This is a genomic window from Mesorhizobium sp. M0854, from assembly GCF_040319815.1.
Classification (GTDB): domain Bacteria; phylum Pseudomonadota; class Alphaproteobacteria; order Rhizobiales; family Rhizobiaceae; genus Mesorhizobium.
Window position 1 is genome coordinate 1 of the sequence record NZ_JAMYOL010000014.1, and the last position, 15,753, is coordinate 15,753.

Annotated in this window: 16 protein-coding genes and 1 pseudogene; 8 read left to right on the top strand and 9 right to left on the bottom strand. The window is 62.3% G+C overall.

Features of this window, described 5'->3' with window-relative positions; all coding sequences use genetic code 11:
* The first annotated feature begins 745 nt into the window (after positions 1-745).
* Both NKH99_RS20830 and NKH99_RS20835 read left to right on the top strand, forming a co-directional pair.
* Positions 746-1,492, top strand: coding sequence for an AbiU2 domain-containing protein (locus NKH99_RS20830; RefSeq protein WP_352474039.1), 747 nt, complete (start codon positions 746-748; stop codon positions 1,490-1,492).
* 69 nt (positions 1,493-1,561) lie between these two features.
* Positions 1,562-1,767, top strand: a pseudogene (locus NKH99_RS20835) (type II toxin-antitoxin system HicB family antitoxin).
* 170 nt (positions 1,768-1,937) lie between these two features.
* On the opposite strand, the gene NKH99_RS20840 reads toward NKH99_RS20835, so the two are convergent.
* Positions 1,938-2,309: an endonuclease domain-containing protein gene (locus NKH99_RS20840; protein WP_352474038.1), complete on the bottom strand. Its 372-nt coding sequence runs from the start codon at positions 2,307-2,309 to the stop codon at positions 1,938-1,940.
* Positions 2,310-2,540: 231 nt separating this feature from the next.
* Positions 2,541-3,560: a glycoside hydrolase family 25 protein gene (locus tag NKH99_RS20845; RefSeq protein ID WP_352836841.1), complete on the bottom strand. Its 1,020-nt coding sequence runs from the start codon at positions 3,558-3,560 to the stop codon at positions 2,541-2,543.
* A gap of 259 nt (positions 3,561-3,819) precedes the next feature.
* On the opposite strand from NKH99_RS20845, the gene NKH99_RS20850 reads away from it, so the two are divergent.
* Positions 3,820-4,734, top strand: coding sequence for a hypothetical protein (locus NKH99_RS20850; RefSeq protein WP_353015282.1), 915 nt, complete (start codon positions 3,820-3,822; stop codon positions 4,732-4,734).
* Positions 4,735-4,747: 13 nt separating this feature from the next.
* Here the strand turns inward: NKH99_RS20850 and NKH99_RS20855 are convergent, their stop codons facing one another.
* The 5 genes from NKH99_RS20855 to NKH99_RS20875 form a co-directional block, all read right to left on the bottom strand.
* On the bottom strand, positions 4,748-4,960 hold the full coding sequence (locus NKH99_RS20855; RefSeq protein WP_023717422.1) for a hypothetical protein: 213 nt from the start codon (positions 4,958-4,960) through the stop codon (positions 4,748-4,750).
* A gap of 118 nt (positions 4,961-5,078) precedes the next feature.
* The gene (locus NKH99_RS20860; RefSeq protein WP_352872454.1) at positions 5,079-5,477 is read right to left on the bottom strand and encodes a GFA family protein; all 399 of its coding nucleotides are present in this window, start codon (positions 5,475-5,477) and stop codon (positions 5,079-5,081) included.
* Positions 5,478-5,673: 196 nt separating this feature from the next.
* A complete protein-coding gene (locus NKH99_RS20865; protein WP_353015285.1) occupies positions 5,674-6,630 on the bottom strand; it encodes an alpha/beta fold hydrolase in 957 nt (318 codons plus the stop codon).
* Positions 6,631-6,654: 24 nt separating this feature from the next.
* Positions 6,655-7,140: an SRPBCC family protein gene (locus tag NKH99_RS20870; protein ID WP_352821337.1), complete on the bottom strand. Its 486-nt coding sequence runs from the start codon at positions 7,138-7,140 to the stop codon at positions 6,655-6,657.
* Between the two features lie 121 nt (positions 7,141-7,261).
* The gene (locus tag NKH99_RS20875; RefSeq protein WP_352481155.1) at positions 7,262-7,510 is read right to left on the bottom strand and encodes a ParB N-terminal domain-containing protein; all 249 of its coding nucleotides are present in this window, start codon (positions 7,508-7,510) and stop codon (positions 7,262-7,264) included.
* Positions 7,511-7,666: 156 nt separating this feature from the next.
* Between NKH99_RS20875 and NKH99_RS20880 the strand changes: the two genes are divergently transcribed.
* The 5 genes from NKH99_RS20880 to NKH99_RS20900 are packed head-to-tail and all read left to right on the top strand — an operon-like array spanning position 7,667 to position 13,163.
* Positions 7,667-9,307, top strand: coding sequence for a N,N-dimethylformamidase beta subunit family domain-containing protein (locus NKH99_RS20880; protein WP_353015288.1), 1,641 nt, complete (start codon positions 7,667-7,669; stop codon positions 9,305-9,307).
* A gap of 1 nt (position 9,308) precedes the next feature.
* Entirely contained in the window at positions 9,309-10,676 is a 1,368-nt protein-coding gene (locus NKH99_RS20885; protein WP_353015290.1) for an aminotransferase family protein, read from the top strand.
* Positions 10,677-10,683: 7 nt separating this feature from the next.
* A complete protein-coding gene (gene kce, locus NKH99_RS20890; RefSeq protein ID WP_353015292.1) occupies positions 10,684-11,613 on the top strand; it encodes a 3,5-dioxohexanoate:acetyl-CoA acetone transferase in 930 nt (309 codons plus the stop codon).
* Between the two features lie 9 nt (positions 11,614-11,622).
* Entirely contained in the window at positions 11,623-12,135 is a 513-nt protein-coding gene (locus NKH99_RS20895; RefSeq protein WP_023674747.1) for a GNAT family N-acetyltransferase, read from the top strand.
* Positions 12,132-13,163, top strand: coding sequence for a histone deacetylase family protein (locus tag NKH99_RS20900; protein ID WP_023674746.1), 1,032 nt, complete (start codon positions 12,132-12,134; stop codon positions 13,161-13,163). The genes NKH99_RS20895 and NKH99_RS20900 overlap by 4 nt, the downstream gene beginning before the upstream one ends.
* A gap of 24 nt (positions 13,164-13,187) precedes the next feature.
* Here the strand turns inward: NKH99_RS20900 and NKH99_RS20905 are convergent, their stop codons facing one another.
* Both NKH99_RS20905 and NKH99_RS20910 read right to left on the bottom strand, forming a co-directional pair.
* Positions 13,188-14,447 carry a cysteine desulfurase-like protein gene (locus NKH99_RS20905; RefSeq protein ID WP_353015295.1) on the bottom strand — a complete coding sequence of 420 codons (1,260 nt, stop codon included), beginning with the start codon at positions 14,445-14,447 and terminating at the stop codon, positions 13,188-13,190.
* Between the two features lie 47 nt (positions 14,448-14,494).
* The gene (locus NKH99_RS20910; protein ID WP_353015298.1) at positions 14,495-15,562 is read right to left on the bottom strand and encodes an aldo/keto reductase; all 1,068 of its coding nucleotides are present in this window, start codon (positions 15,560-15,562) and stop codon (positions 14,495-14,497) included.
* Between the last annotated feature and the right edge of the window lie 191 nt (positions 15,563-15,753).

The following is a 15,753-nucleotide window of genomic DNA, read 5'->3' on the forward strand; positions in this document are numbered from 1 at the left end:
AGAGAAGCGGCTACGTTTCATGTCCTGGTCCTCTCGATGGGCCAGAACGAACTTCAAACCGGATTAGATCAGAGGGGCAAGGTCAACAGCGCGGAGGGGTTATCAATCGCGTGTGTTGGCCGAGGAGCTTGCGATCGAAATCGATATCGCTGCCGCATTAGTTAACGCTGTGCCGCCGACAGGTCGTTTCTGGGTTGCGCCGTTGGAGTCTGATGTTGGCGGGGGTAAGGATGATTTCCAGCAAGCAGTTCCCCGCTATTGGTGAACGCAGAAGAGAATTCCTGATCCAGGCTTGCGACTTCCGGTTAATCAGGGACAGCGGCCCCATCCGTCAAACACGCGACGAGAACACTGATCATGCTCAAGGGGCTTCTACTCGTGGCCGAGAGCCACGAGTTCGCAAGGATTGGTCGCCTAGCATCGCCGGACGGGCGCGCCTGCGCTATGTTCGTCGCCTTCTGCTCCCGAGTGGTTCAGACGCGAATCCGAATCAACTTTCCTACGATGGAACGAGCTGGCTCCGGGCATTTTTCCGTCGGTTACCCTACGCGAGGTCTCATTTGTTCCGGCATACGCATTCCCGGTATGCCGACCTCCAAGATATTGTTCTCGCTAGATAAATATGCCGACCCCTGATTCCTTATGCGGGGCTACGAGCGGGTGTAGCTGAGTTCAGACCAGCAACCGATGATTCGCATTCTAACTTAGAGCTCCGACAAAATGTCGGAGCTCTTTGGATTTTCCGATGACACACCGCACTGCTGCCGAGGCTCTTGCTAACGAAATAACTGTGCTGGGCAACGATTATGGGCTTGCCTTCCACCATTGCTGCCAAGAGCTTTGGCGGGTTTCATCCTCATGGGACCGCTATGAGGCGCTATTTGGTAGCCAGGAGCGAGTTAACCTTCTGAATGACAGTAGCGGGAGCTTCTGGCATGCGATGCAGAGCGTATTGCTCGAACATGTCTTGTTGGGCATTTGCCGATTGAGCGACACGGCCGGAACCGGGCAGCGACGGAACCTCAGCATTTGGACCTTGGTTCACCTTGATCCATCAAGATATAAGGGCAGATTGAAACAACGCGCTGAAACAGCGGCCAAAAAAACGTCGTTTGCTAGAACTTGGAGAGACAAGCGAATTGCCCACAACGACTTAGAGCAATCGACGGGTGTTGCTAATAAGCTGGCCCCTGCAACCGGAAAGAGGATAACGAGGGCAATCCTTTCGATTCATGAGGTGCTTCGATGGATCAACGCCAAGCATTTTGATAGCGACATGGGTCTTTTGGAAATGGGAGACTACGACGCTATTGAGTTGATGACGTACATTGACGACGGCAGGAAATATCGAGCTTTGAGGGAGTCAGAATATAATTCTGGAACCCGGGTTAGGTATGAAAATAGCTATGATTGGATTCGCACAGGTACGGAGCCCAGCAAACGCTATACAGTCGATTTTGACCTAAAGCTACCAAAGGCAACTAGCCGATAGACTGCCATCGTCGTCCGACTCCAATATCACTTCCCCTTTGCAGTGCTAAATCAAGCTCAGGTGAGACCGATGCGTTACGCGGTGGTGATTGAAAAAGCTGGAAACAATTTTTCTGCTTACGTGCCGGATCTGCCAGGCTGCATCGCCACTTGTGCAGCGGTGCCTGAGGTTGAAGCCGAAATTCGTGACGCGATACGCTTTCATATTGAAGCCTGCGGGCCGATGGGCTGGATGTGCCCAAAGGGGTCAGCCTGGCGGAATATGTAGAGGCGTAGAAGGTGCGATCTCCCCTTCTCCCCTTGTGGGAGAAGGTGGCCTCGCGAAGCGAGGTCGGATGAGGGGTGCTCCAGCTTGGCACCGGCGGCGCTCCGTCCAACACCCCTCAACCGTCTCGGCGCTCCGCGCCGAGCCACCTTCTCCCACAGGGGGAGAAGGGACGAGCGCGCTACCGCCAAGGCTGCAAACTCTCGTCCCGTACGTAGGCGATGATGGTATCGCAGACGGCGTTCAGATCCCGCAGCACGTCATCGTTCCAGAAGCGCAGCACGCGAAAGCCCCTCGCCTTCAATTCGGCACCCCGCTCCCGATCATAGCCCGAATCCGCGTGCTGGCTGCCGTCGATCTCGACAATCAGCCTGCCCTCGGCGCAAACAAAATCGGCGATGAACCGGCCGACCGGGACCTGACGCCGGAATTTGATGCTGTCGAGCTTGCGTCCGCGCAGCTCATGCCACAGGCGGTCTTCCGCCTCGGTCGGCTCGCGTCGCATAGAGCGGGCGAAACGACGCTTGGTCGGCGCGACGGGCTGGTGCGGCATGGGACGAGGGTATCCAATCTGGGCATGACGTCCAAGGAATTTGAGACCAAGTGTGGAAAACCGAGCGCTATCCCTTCTCCCCTTGTGGGAGAAGGTGGCCTCGCGAAGCGAGGTCGGATGAGGGGTGCTCCAGCTTGGCACCGACGCACTCCGTCCAACACCCCTCAACCGTCTTGGCGCTGCGCGCCAATCCACCTTCTCCCACATGGGGAGAAGGAAGAAGCTGCCGCGCTACTCCGCCTCGGCCACCATCTGCCTTCCACCAACCCAGTCGCGCCACGCCCTCTCATCACCATGGAACACGTTGAGGTCGATGCGGCCTCTTACGCCGTGCGACAGGCCGGACCCGGAATATTGCCAGAACAGCCATTTGCGGCCGGGATAAACCTTTGATGGGTGCGCCGCCACGGCGCGCAGCCAGAATGGATAATCTGGGAAGGCGCCCCTGAGATTGTCACGGTAGAAGTCAGGCGCGGTGTAGATGATTGGGCGCTGGCCGTAGTAGCGCTCGAGCTTGTCCATGAACACCTGCATCTTCTCCAGCACCTTTTGCCGCGACGGGCGGCGCTTGCAGCTGGATTCGCCGTTCCACTCGACGTCGATCACCGGCGGCAGCGCGCCCTCGACCCTCGGCACATTGCGGATGAACCAGTCGGCCTGCTCGCCGGCGGTGCGGCACCAATAGAAGAAGTGGTACGCGCCGCGCTTGAGGCCGGCGGCTTCGGCACTACGCCAGTTCCTGGTAAACATCGGGTCGAGATGATCGCCGCCGTCGGTCGCCTTGATGTAGGCGAAGTTTGCGCCCTGGGCGCGCAGCTTTTGCCAGTTCACATTGCCCTGCCAGCGCGAAACGTCGACGCCGTGGACGGCAAGGCGCCTCGGCGAGGAGGATTTACCGAAATTGATCGGCTTGGCGTCGCGAAAACCATAGCGCGTGACCGGCTCGGCAAGCATCGCCGGTGCTGCGCGTGTCAGCCGCTTCGGCGGCGCCATCAGCGCGATCACCTCGGCCGGCGGATCGATGCTTTGGTCGGGTACGTCCATCGCGACCTGTTGTTCGTCCTGCTCCTGTTCCGCGAAGGCTGGCGCAGCATCAGTTTTCGCCACGGATGCCACCGGCGCGGGTGGCCGCACAACCGAGCTGGTGGTCTCACTGGACGGCACTTGCAGCGCATCGACGCCGGAGGTCGACGTGCAGCCGGCAAGGCACAGCGCTGCGATCGAGAAGATGACGACGCCTGATAACCGCATCTGGACCTGTACGCAAAACACAACAGACCGAAGGCAGGACAACGCCGCCGGACAAACCAAGCTGGATTCCTAACAAGAAACTACCAACAAAGTTTGAATCGAATTGTTAGGGCTTTGCATCGGGACGTTCGCCCGGACGGAGGTGCGCTATGCCCCAACGTTCGGCCACGTGGCTGCCTCGCAATCCCGCTTGACAACTCACTGCATGAGATTAGTCTCCACTAATCTTACGGTGTAAGGCCATACTTGGGAGGAAGTCATGCAGCCCGCCGCCTTGTCAGAATTGCAGCCGGTAGTCCCGCCGGAGCCATGCTCGCCCGCCATCGGGATCGACGAGATATCTGGCGATCTCAGCCGCGTCATCGAACGCGCCGAGGTCGATGCCTGGCTCGACCTCTATCGCGCCGCCCCGGCAGACTTTGCCGCAAGGCAAGGCCTTGCCATCGCCGAAGATGGCGATCTCGTCTGGACCACCTGCACGACGATCCCGTTCATCCATTTCAACTGCGTCAAGAATTTCGGTGTCGATAGCGCTGCCACCGAGAGCCGGCTCGACGCGCTTCTGGCGCATTATCGCGACGCCGGTATTCTGCGGCCCTGGTTCTACACCAATCCACATACCGAGCCCGCGACGCTCAGCTGCTGGCTCGAGGCGCGCGGCTTGCAACGTCAGGGCGGCTGGGAACGCATCTTTCGCGACGCCACGCCATTGCCACCGGAGCCGCTTTTCCCGACTGAGAACGTCTCGGTCGAGCGGGTGACACCGGCAACGGCAAGGGAATGGGCTGGGTTCATCGACAGCCGATATCGGTTACCGACCTCACCGTGGTTGCTGGCGCTGGCCGGCCGACGCGGCTGGCAGCATTACATGCTGCGGCGGGACGGCGCGGTGGCGGCGGTGCGCTCGATGTTCATCGGTGCCGACGGCATGGCCTGGAGCGGCATCGACGCGCCGGTTCCCGGCATCATGGCGCCGAGCTTCGACCTCGATGCAATGCTCGGCGAAGCGATGGTGCGCGACGGACTTGCGGCCGGTGCAAAACTGTTCGTGGCCGACATCGAGGCGCCGCGCGCCGAACGCGACGGGCCGGCCTATCGCAACTATGCGCGCCTCGGCTTCAGGCTCGCTTATTTCCGCAGCCATTACAGCTATTTGCCGGCAAATTCCGGCTGACCGCTTCAAGACCCTAGCCGCACAGCCACAGCTTGTGGCAGGTCGTGGCCATCAGGTGGGCCGGCGGTACAAAACGATCGTTGACCGCCACATCATCGTCCGCCCGGCGGACTTTTTCCTCGAGCAGCGTACGAAGTTCTGCCGGCTGCACGCGGTCGCGCTCCATCACCAGCTTGATCATCGGATCACTCAAGAGCTCGTCCAGGGTGTTGATGCTGTCGTTCATTCCGTCGCCTCCTCGACTGCCGCCCGCACGCAATAGATAGGCAGCAATGATGGCCCGCCAATGACGCTTTGCCGGCTATCTCGTGTCGCTTCGGATTAAATTTTGTCCAGATTTCACCTCAAGCCGGAGGTGGCGCGCCTTGATATTGCGGCAGGCCGTCGTCGATCTGCACCCAGGGCTGCTTCGAGGCGGTCCAGATATGCATCTCAGGCCTGAACAACGAGGGATCATCGAGCGAGCCGGTGGTGATGCCGATGATACCGGCGGAATCGCGCCGGGAAAACATCGTCGTGCCGCAGCGCGGGCAAAAGCCGCGCTTGAGATCGGGCGAGGAATTCACCGTCGCCAGCGGTCCGTCGACCGTCACATCATCGATGCGGAACAGCACGCGCGCATTGAAGGCGGCACCCAGCGCCTTCTGGCACAACCGGCAATGGCAGACGCGCTCATTGATCGGTGCCGCCTCGGCGCGGTAGCGCACCGCGCCGCACAAACACCCGCCCTGATATCTTGCCATCACCCGCGTCCCTGCCCTGTGAGGATAGGCGGCATACCTATCGATAGGCGTGGCAGCGTCAATTGAAAAGCTTTGATGGCGCCATCTATAGCTGTGATGCGGCCAATACACGATTGGCCGATGCGCCGGGCCAAGGCCCCATGGGCGAAATGCCGGCCATCTCGCGGAAGACGGCCGGCAGACAATTGACTGGGCGTCAGTTCGTTTCGTTGACGACCTCGTCCCAGGTCTTGACCTTGGTCTGGCCATTGAGGAACGGCAGCGTGGCAGCTGTCAGTTCCGGCGCGAAGAACACGTCGTAGTGGGTGCGGTTCGGCAGGATCGCCAGGCGGTTTTGCGACAGGTTCTCGCGCATCCAGCCGGCGTCCTTCAACCCGCCGCCAAGCATCTGGTAGAACTTGATCTCGTGCTCGGGCCGGTACATGTCGCTGTCGCCGAACACCAGCATGACCGGCATTTTCAGCTTCGGCACGTCGGCTGAATAATCGTAGTCCTTGCGCATATAGGCGCCCAGCTGGTCGAGCAGTTTCGGAAAATCCTCCGGATGCGGCGCGACCGCGACATAGGATTTGTACATCGGCGTGTCCTTCATCATGTCGGCCATCGCCGCGCCGACTTGTGCCTGCTGGCCACGCATTTCGGCGTAGAAGCCGTCCGCGGCGTAGCCGGTCGAGACCAGCACCAGGTGGCGCACCGTTTCGGGATGCTGCACGGCCATGCGGAAGGCGACGCCGCCACCCAGCGAATAACCCATGACGTCGACCTTGTCGTAGCCGAGTGCCTTGACGATCGCCGCCATGTCGTCGCCCATCGCCTCCAGGCTGAGCGGCCGGTCGCCGAGCGCGGTGCGGCCATGGCCCTGCAGGTCGACCCCGATCACGGTGCGGTTCTCGGTAAGCTTCGGCAGGATCGGCGCGAACATGTCGGTCGTGCCGAGACCGCCATGCAGCAGAAGCAGCGGCTCGCCCTTGCCGTAGACGGCGTAATAATAGTTCAGGCCGTTGATCGGCAGCAGGCCGGATTTTTCCGGCGTCGGCAGTGTTGCGGTTGCGGTCGTCATGGCGGGCTTGGCCTCCTCTGCGTTGATGGTGCCCGGTGCGGCAAATAGCGCGGCGGCCGAGGCGAGTATGGCGAAAAATACCGATCTGGACACGTCAGTCTCCCTCTCCCGTTTGCATCAAAGTCGCTTTGCGACCTCCTCAAGCTGTTCGGCGCACTGGCCCCAGCCCTCGTGAAAACCCATTTTCTCGTGCTGTTCACGGTCGGCGACCGACCAATGCGCGACGCGGGCAATGTAGCGGGTCTTGCCCTCGCCCTCGTCCTCGAAGGTCAGCACGACCGTCATGAACGGCTTTTCGGACGGCTCCCACGCCTTCGTATAGGCATCGGTGAAGACGAGCTTTTTGCCCGGTACGACTTCGAGGAAGACGCCTGGATTCGGGAACTCCTTGCCGTCGGGATCGGCCATGACGACAAGGGTGGAGCCCCCGGTCCGCACATCCATTTCGGCGCGCGGCGTCATCCACGGCTTCGGCGAGAACCATTGCGTCAACAGCTTTGGCTCGGTCCAGCAGCGATAGACGTTCTCGTGCGGCGCATCGATGATGCGGGCGAGAACCAGCTCGCGATCGGAGTTGGGGGCGATGTCGAGCTTGGTGGTCATGAAGTTTCCTCACACGTCGGTTTTGGCTTCCGTGTCTAGGACGAACCGACAAGACGCAAGCCGACACGGTCCGCGAAAAAATCCGCGGGACAGGAGATTCGAACGACGGAAATAAGTGGCTTCAGTGGCGCTTGGCTTGCACCAGATAGGCGTCGATCTCGGTCTCGCCGAGCCACTTGGCCGCTTCCAGCCGATGCAACCCTTCGACCAGGATATGGCGCTTGCCGTCATGGCGCACCTGGATCGGCGTCTTCATGCCGTTTTCCAGAATGTCCTCGGCCAGATGGCGGACGGTCTCGGGATGCAGCGTCTTCTTGCGCGCGGTCGGCACGTAAATGTCGTTGACCCTGACCTTTTGCACTCTCAGCATGTCGGCTCCCGTGGCGGACAAGGCCGCGTTTTGTGAGATAGTCTGTTTGTCCGGCAAGGCCAAGGGGAGCGCCGGGCAATGGCTGGCCCGATCGTTTCCAATTGACGCTTGGCCGGCGGATGGCCGAAATGGCGGCCTTCGACCTTAGCGGTGTGCATGAACCATCTGCCGACCGAGTTTCCCGATTTCGGACTGACGCCGGAGCAGCGACGCCAGGCGGTGCGCAGCCATTACTGGGAATGGCCGGGGATGGATGGCGGGCGCGGCGAAATCTGGTGCTACAGCGACCGTTTTTCCTATCGCCCCGGCGAGATGGTGGCGCTGCATGTCAGTTCGACGGCCGCCGGTTTCGGCATCGCAATCATCCGCGACGGCGGCGCGGAAACGACAATGTTCGAAAGGACCGGGATTGCGGCGCGCTGGCAAGATACTCCGGATCAATGTTCGGTCGAAGGCTGCGGCTGGCAAGCGTCGTTTGAGTTTCGCATCGGCGACGACTGGCCATCCGGCGCCTATCGCGTCACGCTTGAAGCGAACGGTCGCGACGGCAAGCCGATCCGCTGTCATCACCTTTTCATCGTCTCGCCGCAGCCCGGCAAGAAACCCGGCCGCGTACTGCAGGTCGCGGCCACCGGCACCTGGCTCGCCTACAACACATGGGGCGGTTCCAACCATTACGAAGGCATCACCGGGCCGGCCCGCGACCAGTATGCACGAATGGTGTCGACGCAGCGGCCTTGGTGCCGCGGCTTCGTCGTGCTGCCCAGGGATGCGCCGCGCGTGCCGCTCGAAGTCGCGGTGCCGCCGAAAACCGTGCCGCGCTATCCGCACATGGAATGGGCCTTTGCCACCGGCCATTCGAAGAAATACGCCTCAGCCGGCTGGGCAAGCTACGACAGCCATTTCTTCCGCTTCGCCGAGCGTGCCGGCTACGCCGTCGATCTCGCCAGCCAGCACGATCTGCATTTTTCGCCCGACATTCTCGACGGCTATGACTGCGTCGTCCTGGTCGGCCACGACGAATATTGGACCTGGGAAATGCGCGATGCGGTCGACACCTATGTCGAGCGCGGCGGTCATGCGGCGCGCTTTGCCGGCAATTTCATGTGGCAGACCAGGCTGGAGAACGAAGGCCGCCGGCAGGTCTGCTACAAATACCGCGCTCGCGCCGAGGACCCGGCCTATCGCGGCGGCGATATAAGGCGCGCCACCAATTCCTGGGAAGCGCCGGAAATCGGCCGGCCGGGTGCGGCGACCTTCGGCCTCAACGCGACAAGAGGCGTCTATGCCGGCTGGGGCGGCTGCGCGCCGCGCGGCGTGCGCGGCTTTCCGGTCTACCGCCCGGAGCATTGGGCCTTCGCCGGTACCGGCATCTACTATGGCGATCTGCTCGGCGCCGACAGCCACGTCTATGGCTACGAGGTCGACGGGCTCGATTTCGAGATCCGCGGCGGCCTGCCCTACCCCAAGCCCGACAGCGGTGCACCGGACGGGCTGCAAATGCTGGCCGTCGGCATGGCGAGCCAGGTCGAAGAAAGCGCCGACATTGCGTTCGAGGACCAGTTTCTCGGCAACGAGGACGGACGCTTCACCGCCGAAACGCTGTTCGGCGAGGCAAGCGATGCCAACCTTGACAAGGTCAAACGCGGCAACGGCATGATCGTCAATTTCCCGCGCGGCAAAGGCGAGGTGTTTCACGCCGGAAGCTGCGAATGGGTTGCCGGCCTGCTAAGGCAGGATGCGATGGTCGAGCGCGTCACCAGAAATGTCCTCGACCGCTATCTTGGAAAGCCATGACATGTTGAAGTCTCCTGGCCCGGAAACTCGCGAAGCCTCGCATCTGTTTTATCTGTCCAGCCTGCGCCGGCCGCTGATCGACCGCGCCGAAGGCATCTACATGTGGACGCAGGATGGCCGCCGCTTCATCGACGGATCGAGCGGCCCGATGGTCGCCAATATCGGCCACTCCAATCGCAACGTGCTCGACGCGATGAAACGGCAGATGGACCGCGCCACCTTCGCCTACCGCCTGCATTTCGAGAACGAACCGGCAGAGGAGCTCGCGCGGCAGCTGGCGGCCAAACTCCCCGAGGGCCTGGACCGCATCTTTTTCGTCTCCGGCGGCTCGGAAGCAACGGAATCCTGCGTCAAGCTGGCCCGGCAGTGGGCGGTCGCCACCGGCCAGCCCAGCCGTTGGAAGGTGATCTCGCGCTTTCCCTCCTATCATGGCGGCACGCTCGGCGCGCTCGCCGTTACCGGCGACGATGCGCTGTCCGAAACATTTGTGCCGATGATGCAGATGATGCCGACCGTGCCGGCGCCCATCGCCTGGCGCGACCGCGACAATCTTTCGATGGAACAGCGCGGCATCCGCTACGCCGACATGCTGGAGGAAAAGATCCTCGCCGAGGGACCGCAGAGCGTGCTCGCCTTCATCATGGAGCCAGTCGGCGGCGCTGCCACGGCAGCACTGGTGGCGCCGGACAGCTACTATCCGCGCATCCGCGAGATCTGCGATCGCTACGGCATCCTGCTCATCCATGACGAAGTGATGAGCGGTGCCGGCCGCACCGGAAAATTCCTCGGCGGCGACCACTGGAACTGCAAGCCCGACATCGTCGCGCTGTCGAAGGGGCTGGGCTCTGGCTACGCGCCGCTCGGCGCGCTGGCGGCACCGATGCGGCTGGTGCAGCCATTGCTCGCGTCGGGCGGCTTCCAGCACGGCCATACCTATGCCGGCAATCCGCTCGCCTGCGCCGCCGGGCTCGCCGTGCTCGGCGAGATGGACCGTCTCGGCCTGATCGCCAACGCGGCTGTCATGGGCGAGCTATTGATGGACGAGCTGAAGGGATTGGCGAAGCGGTTTCCGTTCATCGCCGACGTCCGCGGCAAGGGCCTGCTCACCGGTGCCGAGATGCTTGCGGATCCCGACACTCTGAGGCCGATCGAGCCGGCAAATAAGGCCACCCAGCGGCTGCTCGACCTCGCCTACGAGCGCGGCCTGATCATCTACGGACGCAAGGTCAAGGGCGGTGTCGACGGCGACAATTTCATGGTCGCGCCGCCGATGATCGTCACCGCCGCGCAGATCGGCGAGATCATATCCATCATCGGCGACTCGCTCGAGGTGCTGGCCAGCGAGCTCGACCTGCCGGTCGAAGGTTGAGGCGACCATGGCACCGCGCAAAGTCATTATCACCTGTGCCGTCACCGGGTCGGTGCACACGCCATCGATGTCGCCACATCTGCCAGTGACGCCGGACCAGATCGCCGCAGACGCGATCGCCGCCGCCGAAGCCGGCGCCGCGATCCTGCATCTTCACGCCCGCGACCCCAGCGACGGGCGGCCGACCGCCGACCCCGAGGTGTTCATGCAGTTCCTGCCGCGCATCAAGCAGGCGACCGATGCGGTGATCAACATCACCACTGGTGGCTCCTCGCTGATGACGCTCGACCAGCGGTTGGCCGCCCCGCTCAGGGCCGAGCCCGAAATGTGCTCGCTCAATATGGGCTCGATGAATTTCGCGCTGTTCCCGATGCTCGACCGGCCGCGCGAATGGCAGCACAAATGGGAGCCGAAGCTGCTCGAGGCTACCCGTGACACGATCTTCAAGAACACCTTTGCCGATATGGAGACGGTGCTGGAAAAGCTTGGGCGCGGCTGTGGCACGCGTTTCGAATTCGAGTGCTACGATGTCGGCCATCTCTATTCGCTTGCGCATTTCCGCGACCGCGGGCTGGTGTCGGGACCATTGTTCATCCAATTCGTGCTCGGCATATTGGGTGGTATCGGCGCCGATCCAGAAAACCTGATCCACATGAAGCGCATCGCCGACAAACTGTTCGGCGACAGCTACCAGTTTTCCGTGCTGGCGGCCGGACGCCACCAGATGCCGATGATCTCGATTGCGGCGGCGATGGGCGGCAATGTCCGCGTCGGGCTGGAGGACAGCCTCTACGACGGGCGCCAGCTCGCCAAGTCCAGTGCCGACCAGGTCCGCCGGATCCGCGGCGTGCTCGAAGGGCTGTCGCTGGACGTCGCAACGCCGGCCGAGGCACGGCAGATGCTGGCGCTCAAGGGCGGCGACCGCGTGGCGTTCTGAGATGCGGCCGTGACCAACCCACCGTCAAGAGACATTGTCATCCGCCCCGGCCGGGTCGAGGACGTCGAAACCATCCACGCCGCGCTCCTACGGCTCGGCGCGCATGTCGGCGCACATCAGGAGATCACCTCGACAGCTCAGGATCTCCGCACCTATGGCTTTGGCGAAAAGCCTGCCTTCTCGACCTTGATCGCCGAAGTCGGTGGCGAATTTGCCGGGCTTTGCCTGTATTTTCCGATCTTCTCGACATGGATGGGACGGCCCGGCGTCTATGTGCAGGACCTCTATGTCGAGGACCGTTTTCGTGGCCGCAGGATCGGCGAGCGCCTGCTGCGCCGGGTGGCGGCGCAGTGCCGGAAGGCAGGCGGCGTCTATCTCAGGCTGTCCGTCGACACCGACAACAAGACCGCCAAGGCTTTTTACGAACGGTTAGGCATTGGCTGGTCGAGCTACGAGCAGGTGCAGAAGATCGTCGGCGACGCCTTTTTCGCCTTTGCCGATGCACCGGAGGAGCCAACATGAAAGCCTTCTATGCCGAAGAACAGAAGCGCCACGACCCGAAGGCGTTCCTCTCAAGCGGCGCGCCGCAGCCCAATCCGGAAAAGCCGGAACGGGTCGAGCGATTGTTAGCCGGCACCAAGGCTGCCGGCTGCACGATCGAACGGCCGCGGGATCACGGGCTCGGCCCGATTGCGGCGGTGCATACGCCGGAATATCTCGATTTTCTCCAGCATATCTTCGCCCGCTGGCAGCGCATCGAGGGCGCCTCGGCCGAGGTCATCCCCAATATCCATCCGATCGCGCGGAACGGCTCCTATCCGGCCTCGGCGGTCGGCCAGGCCGGCTACCACATGGCCGACACCGCCTGCCCGATCTCCGGCGAGACGTGGCAGAGCGCGCTTTGGAGCGCCTGGAGCGCGGTTGAAACCGCCGAGGCGGTGATGTCGGGAGCGCCGGCCGCCTATGCGCTGTGCCGGCCGCCCGGCCATCACGCCTTTGCCGATGTCGCCGGCGGCTTCTGCTTCATCAACAATTCGGCCGTCGCTGCACAGGTTCTGCGCAAGCAGGCGGCGCGGGTGGCGATCCTCGATGTCGACCTGCACCACGGCAACGGCACGCAAGGCATCTTCTATGCCCGGCCGGACGTGCTCACCGTGTCGCTGCATGCCGACCCGGTGCGCTTCTACCCGTTTTTCTGGGGCTATGGCGACGAGCGCGGCGAAGGCGCCGGCCTCGGCTACAATCTCAACCTGCCGCTGCCGCGCAAATCCGGCGATGCAGCGTTCCTCGAAGCGCTGGAGGCATCGTTCCAGCGCATCAACACCTTCTCGCCCGATGCGCTTGTGGTGGCGCTGGGGCTAGATGCCTTCGAAGGCGATCCGTTCGGCGGGCTGTCGGTGAGCACGCCTGGTTTTTCGCGCATTGGCGAGGTGATCGCCGGGCTCGGCCTGCCAACGGTCATCGTCCAGGAAGGCGGCTATCTCTGCGACGAGCTCGGCGACAATCTCACCGCCTTCCTCACCGGTTTTGGCGGCGCCCACAAGCGATGATCCGCCCGCGAGGGCCGCTCAGGATCATTCCTGCCTCAGCATGGCGACAACGCGGTGCACGCTCTCCAGCGTCGCGTCGATTTCGGCTGAAGTGTTGTAATGAGCGATGCCGATGCGCACCACCCCCTGCTCGGCCGGAATGCCGAGCTGGTGGACGATCTCCCAGGCGTAGTTGTGGCCGGACCACAGGAAGATGTTTTCGGCATTCATCTGCCGCACGATCGTCTCCGGCACGATGCCTTCGACAGTGAACGACACCGTCGGCACACGCTCATTGATCCGCTTCGGATCGGTGATGCCGTGGATGGTCAGGCCGGCAATATCCGACAGACCGTCGATCAGCTGTTGCGCCAGCGGGTTCTCGTAAGCGATTGAAACTTCGAAGGCCTTGGCGATTTTCAGCCGACGCGATCCTTGCGCGCCGGCTGCCGCGCCCAACTCGGCAAAATAATCGACAGCCGCCGACAGGCCGGCCATCAATTCAATTTGCGGCGTGCCGAGCTCGAAGCGCTCCGGCAAGGCATTGGACGAGCAACGGCATTTATACGGCTTAAGCGCATCGATAACGTCCAGCCTGCCCCACAAAATTCCCATATGCGGGCCGAAGAACTTGTAAGCCGAGCAGATCAGGAAATCGCAGCCGAGGTTTTGGACGTCGATCAGGCCATGCGGCGCGAACTGGACGGCATCGACGTAGACCAACGCACCAGCCCGCCTGGCGATGCCGGTCAACGCCTTCACCCGGTTGATCGACCCGGTGAGATTGCTGGCGTAGTTGAGCGCGACGAGCCGCGTCCTCTCGGAAAGCAGCGCGGCGAGCGCCGCCTCTTCGATCTCCCAGCTCTGCTGGTCGAAGGGCAGCCAGCGCACGACAAGGCCAAGGTCTTCTGCCAGTTGCAGCCAAGGCGAGACGTTGCCCTCATGGTCCGTGCGGGTGAGGATGATCTCGTCCCCGAGCTTCATCGTGCGGCCGAGCGTTCGCGACATGTGGTAGGTCAATGTCGTCATGTTGGCACCGATGATAATTTCCTGCGGGCTCGCAGCGCCGAGAAAATCCGCCATCGCCAGATGGGCCTCGTCCACGATGTTTTGTGCGGCAACGGTGGTCTCGAAGAAGCCGCCGACGTTAGCATTGGTGGTCAGCAAGCAACGCGATACTGCGTCCGCCACCGCCTGCGGGACCTGCGTGCCGGCAGGATTGTCGAAATAGATGCGCCGGCGGCTCTTGTCGGTCAGCGACAAAGCCGGAAATTTCGCGCGCACCGCGTCGATCCGGAAGTCCATGGCTGTTCCCCCTCCTTATGACGATCGGACAACCACGTCCCGACGCATCAAGGGCACGGATTGCCAACGCGCTGGTGGATCGCATCAACGGCTTTCTGCATGTCCTCGGTCCAGACCACGTCGGCGGAAGAGAGCGCCATTTCGAGTTGCGAAATGGTGGTGGCGCCGATGATGTTCGAGGTGACCAAGGGCCGGTTCGAGACATAGGCATTGGCAAACAGCGCCGGCTCCATGCCGAATGTGCGCGCCAATCGGTTGTATTCGAGCTGCACCTCGGCAGCATTCGGAGTCTCGTAGCGCTGGCCGCGGTTGAACAACTGCGAGCGCGAGCTCTGCGGCCGCGCGCCATGATCGTATTTGCCGGTTAAATAGCCTTGCGCCAGCGGCGAATAGGCAAGCAGCGACACCTGCTCGCGCTCGCAGACTTCGGCTAGGTTCACCTCGAAGGTGCGGTTGACGAAATTATAGGCGTTCTGCACGGAGGCGACGCGCGGACCGAGGCCCTTGTCGGCTTCGCCAATGAAACGCATGACGCCCCAGGAATTCTCGTTCGACAGGCCGAAATGGCGGATCTTGCCGGCCTTCACCAGTTCATCGAACACGGCAAGCGTCTCGGCGATCGGCGTCTCGCCCTCCGGCACGCCGGCGGCATCGGAGCGTCGCGGCACGGCGCCGATCCGGTTCGGATTGGCGCCCCACGGCACGTCGCGTTCCGGCCAATGGATCTGATAGAGGTCGATGTAATCGGTGTTGAGCCTGGCCAGCGATTTCTCGACTGCGTCGAAGATATCGGCGCGCACCAGCTTCGACGGGCGGTCGCCGCGAAACCAGGTGTTGGCGGTGCGGCCGACCACTTTCGAGGCGATGATCACCTGGCCGCGATTGCGCTTCGCCTTCATCCAGTTGCCGATGATTGTCTCGGTACGGCCTTGTGTCTCCGCCTTGGGCGGGATCGGATAGAGCTCGGCGGTGTCGATGAAATTGACGCCGCGCGCAATCGCCAGATCCATCTGGGCGTAACCGTCCGCCTCGGTGTTCTGCTGGCCCCAGGTCATCGATCCGAGGCAGATTTGCGACACGAAAAGATCGGTCTGGCCGAGACGGCGTTTGTGCATGGAGTTTCTCCGGCGGGAATTTTTTTGCGCGGCTGCGCGAGGAGGACGCAATAGCATACAGGAAAGCGCCGCCCGCTTCCAAGCCCACGGATGGAAGGTCAGGCGACTTTCCCGGGACGCCGGCGGACAGGGTTTATCCCTGCGGCTAATAAAAAGCCGGACTGCATTTTCATGCAGTCCGGAAGTTCGCC

Coding starts and splice junctions, on each gene's coding strand:
- NKH99_RS20830 (WP_352474039.1), top strand. CDS start 746: ATGACACACCGCACTGCTGCCGAGGCTCTTGCTAACGAAATAACTGTG.
- NKH99_RS20840 (WP_352474038.1), bottom strand. CDS start 2,309: ATGCCGCACCAGCCCGTCGCGCCGACCAAGCGTCGTTTCGCCCGCTCT.
- NKH99_RS20845 (WP_352836841.1), bottom strand. CDS start 3,560: ATGCGGTTATCAGGCGTCGTCATCTTCTCGATCGCAGCGCTGTGCCTT.
- NKH99_RS20850 (WP_353015282.1), top strand. CDS start 3,820: ATGCAGCCCGCCGCCTTGTCAGAATTGCAGCCGGTAGTCCCGCCGGAG.
- NKH99_RS20855 (WP_023717422.1), bottom strand. CDS start 4,960: ATGAACGACAGCATCAACACCCTGGACGAGCTCTTGAGTGATCCGATG.
- NKH99_RS20860 (WP_352872454.1), bottom strand. CDS start 5,477: ATGGCAAGATATCAGGGCGGGTGTTTGTGCGGCGCGGTGCGCTACCGC.
- NKH99_RS20870 (WP_352821337.1), bottom strand. CDS start 7,140: ATGACCACCAAGCTCGACATCGCCCCCAACTCCGATCGCGAGCTGGTT.
- NKH99_RS20875 (WP_352481155.1), bottom strand. CDS start 7,510: ATGCTGAGAGTGCAAAAGGTCAGGGTCAACGACATTTACGTGCCGACC.
- NKH99_RS20880 (WP_353015288.1), top strand. CDS start 7,667: ATGAACCATCTGCCGACCGAGTTTCCCGATTTCGGACTGACGCCGGAG.
- NKH99_RS20885 (WP_353015290.1), top strand. CDS start 9,309: ATGTTGAAGTCTCCTGGCCCGGAAACTCGCGAAGCCTCGCATCTGTTT.
- kce (WP_353015292.1), top strand. CDS start 10,684: ATGGCACCGCGCAAAGTCATTATCACCTGTGCCGTCACCGGGTCGGTG.
- NKH99_RS20900 (WP_023674746.1), top strand. CDS start 12,132: ATGAAAGCCTTCTATGCCGAAGAACAGAAGCGCCACGACCCGAAGGCG.
- NKH99_RS20905 (WP_353015295.1), bottom strand. CDS start 14,447: ATGGACTTCCGGATCGACGCGGTGCGCGCGAAATTTCCGGCTTTGTCG.
- NKH99_RS20910 (WP_353015298.1), bottom strand. CDS start 15,562: ATGCACAAACGCCGTCTCGGCCAGACCGATCTTTTCGTGTCGCAAATC.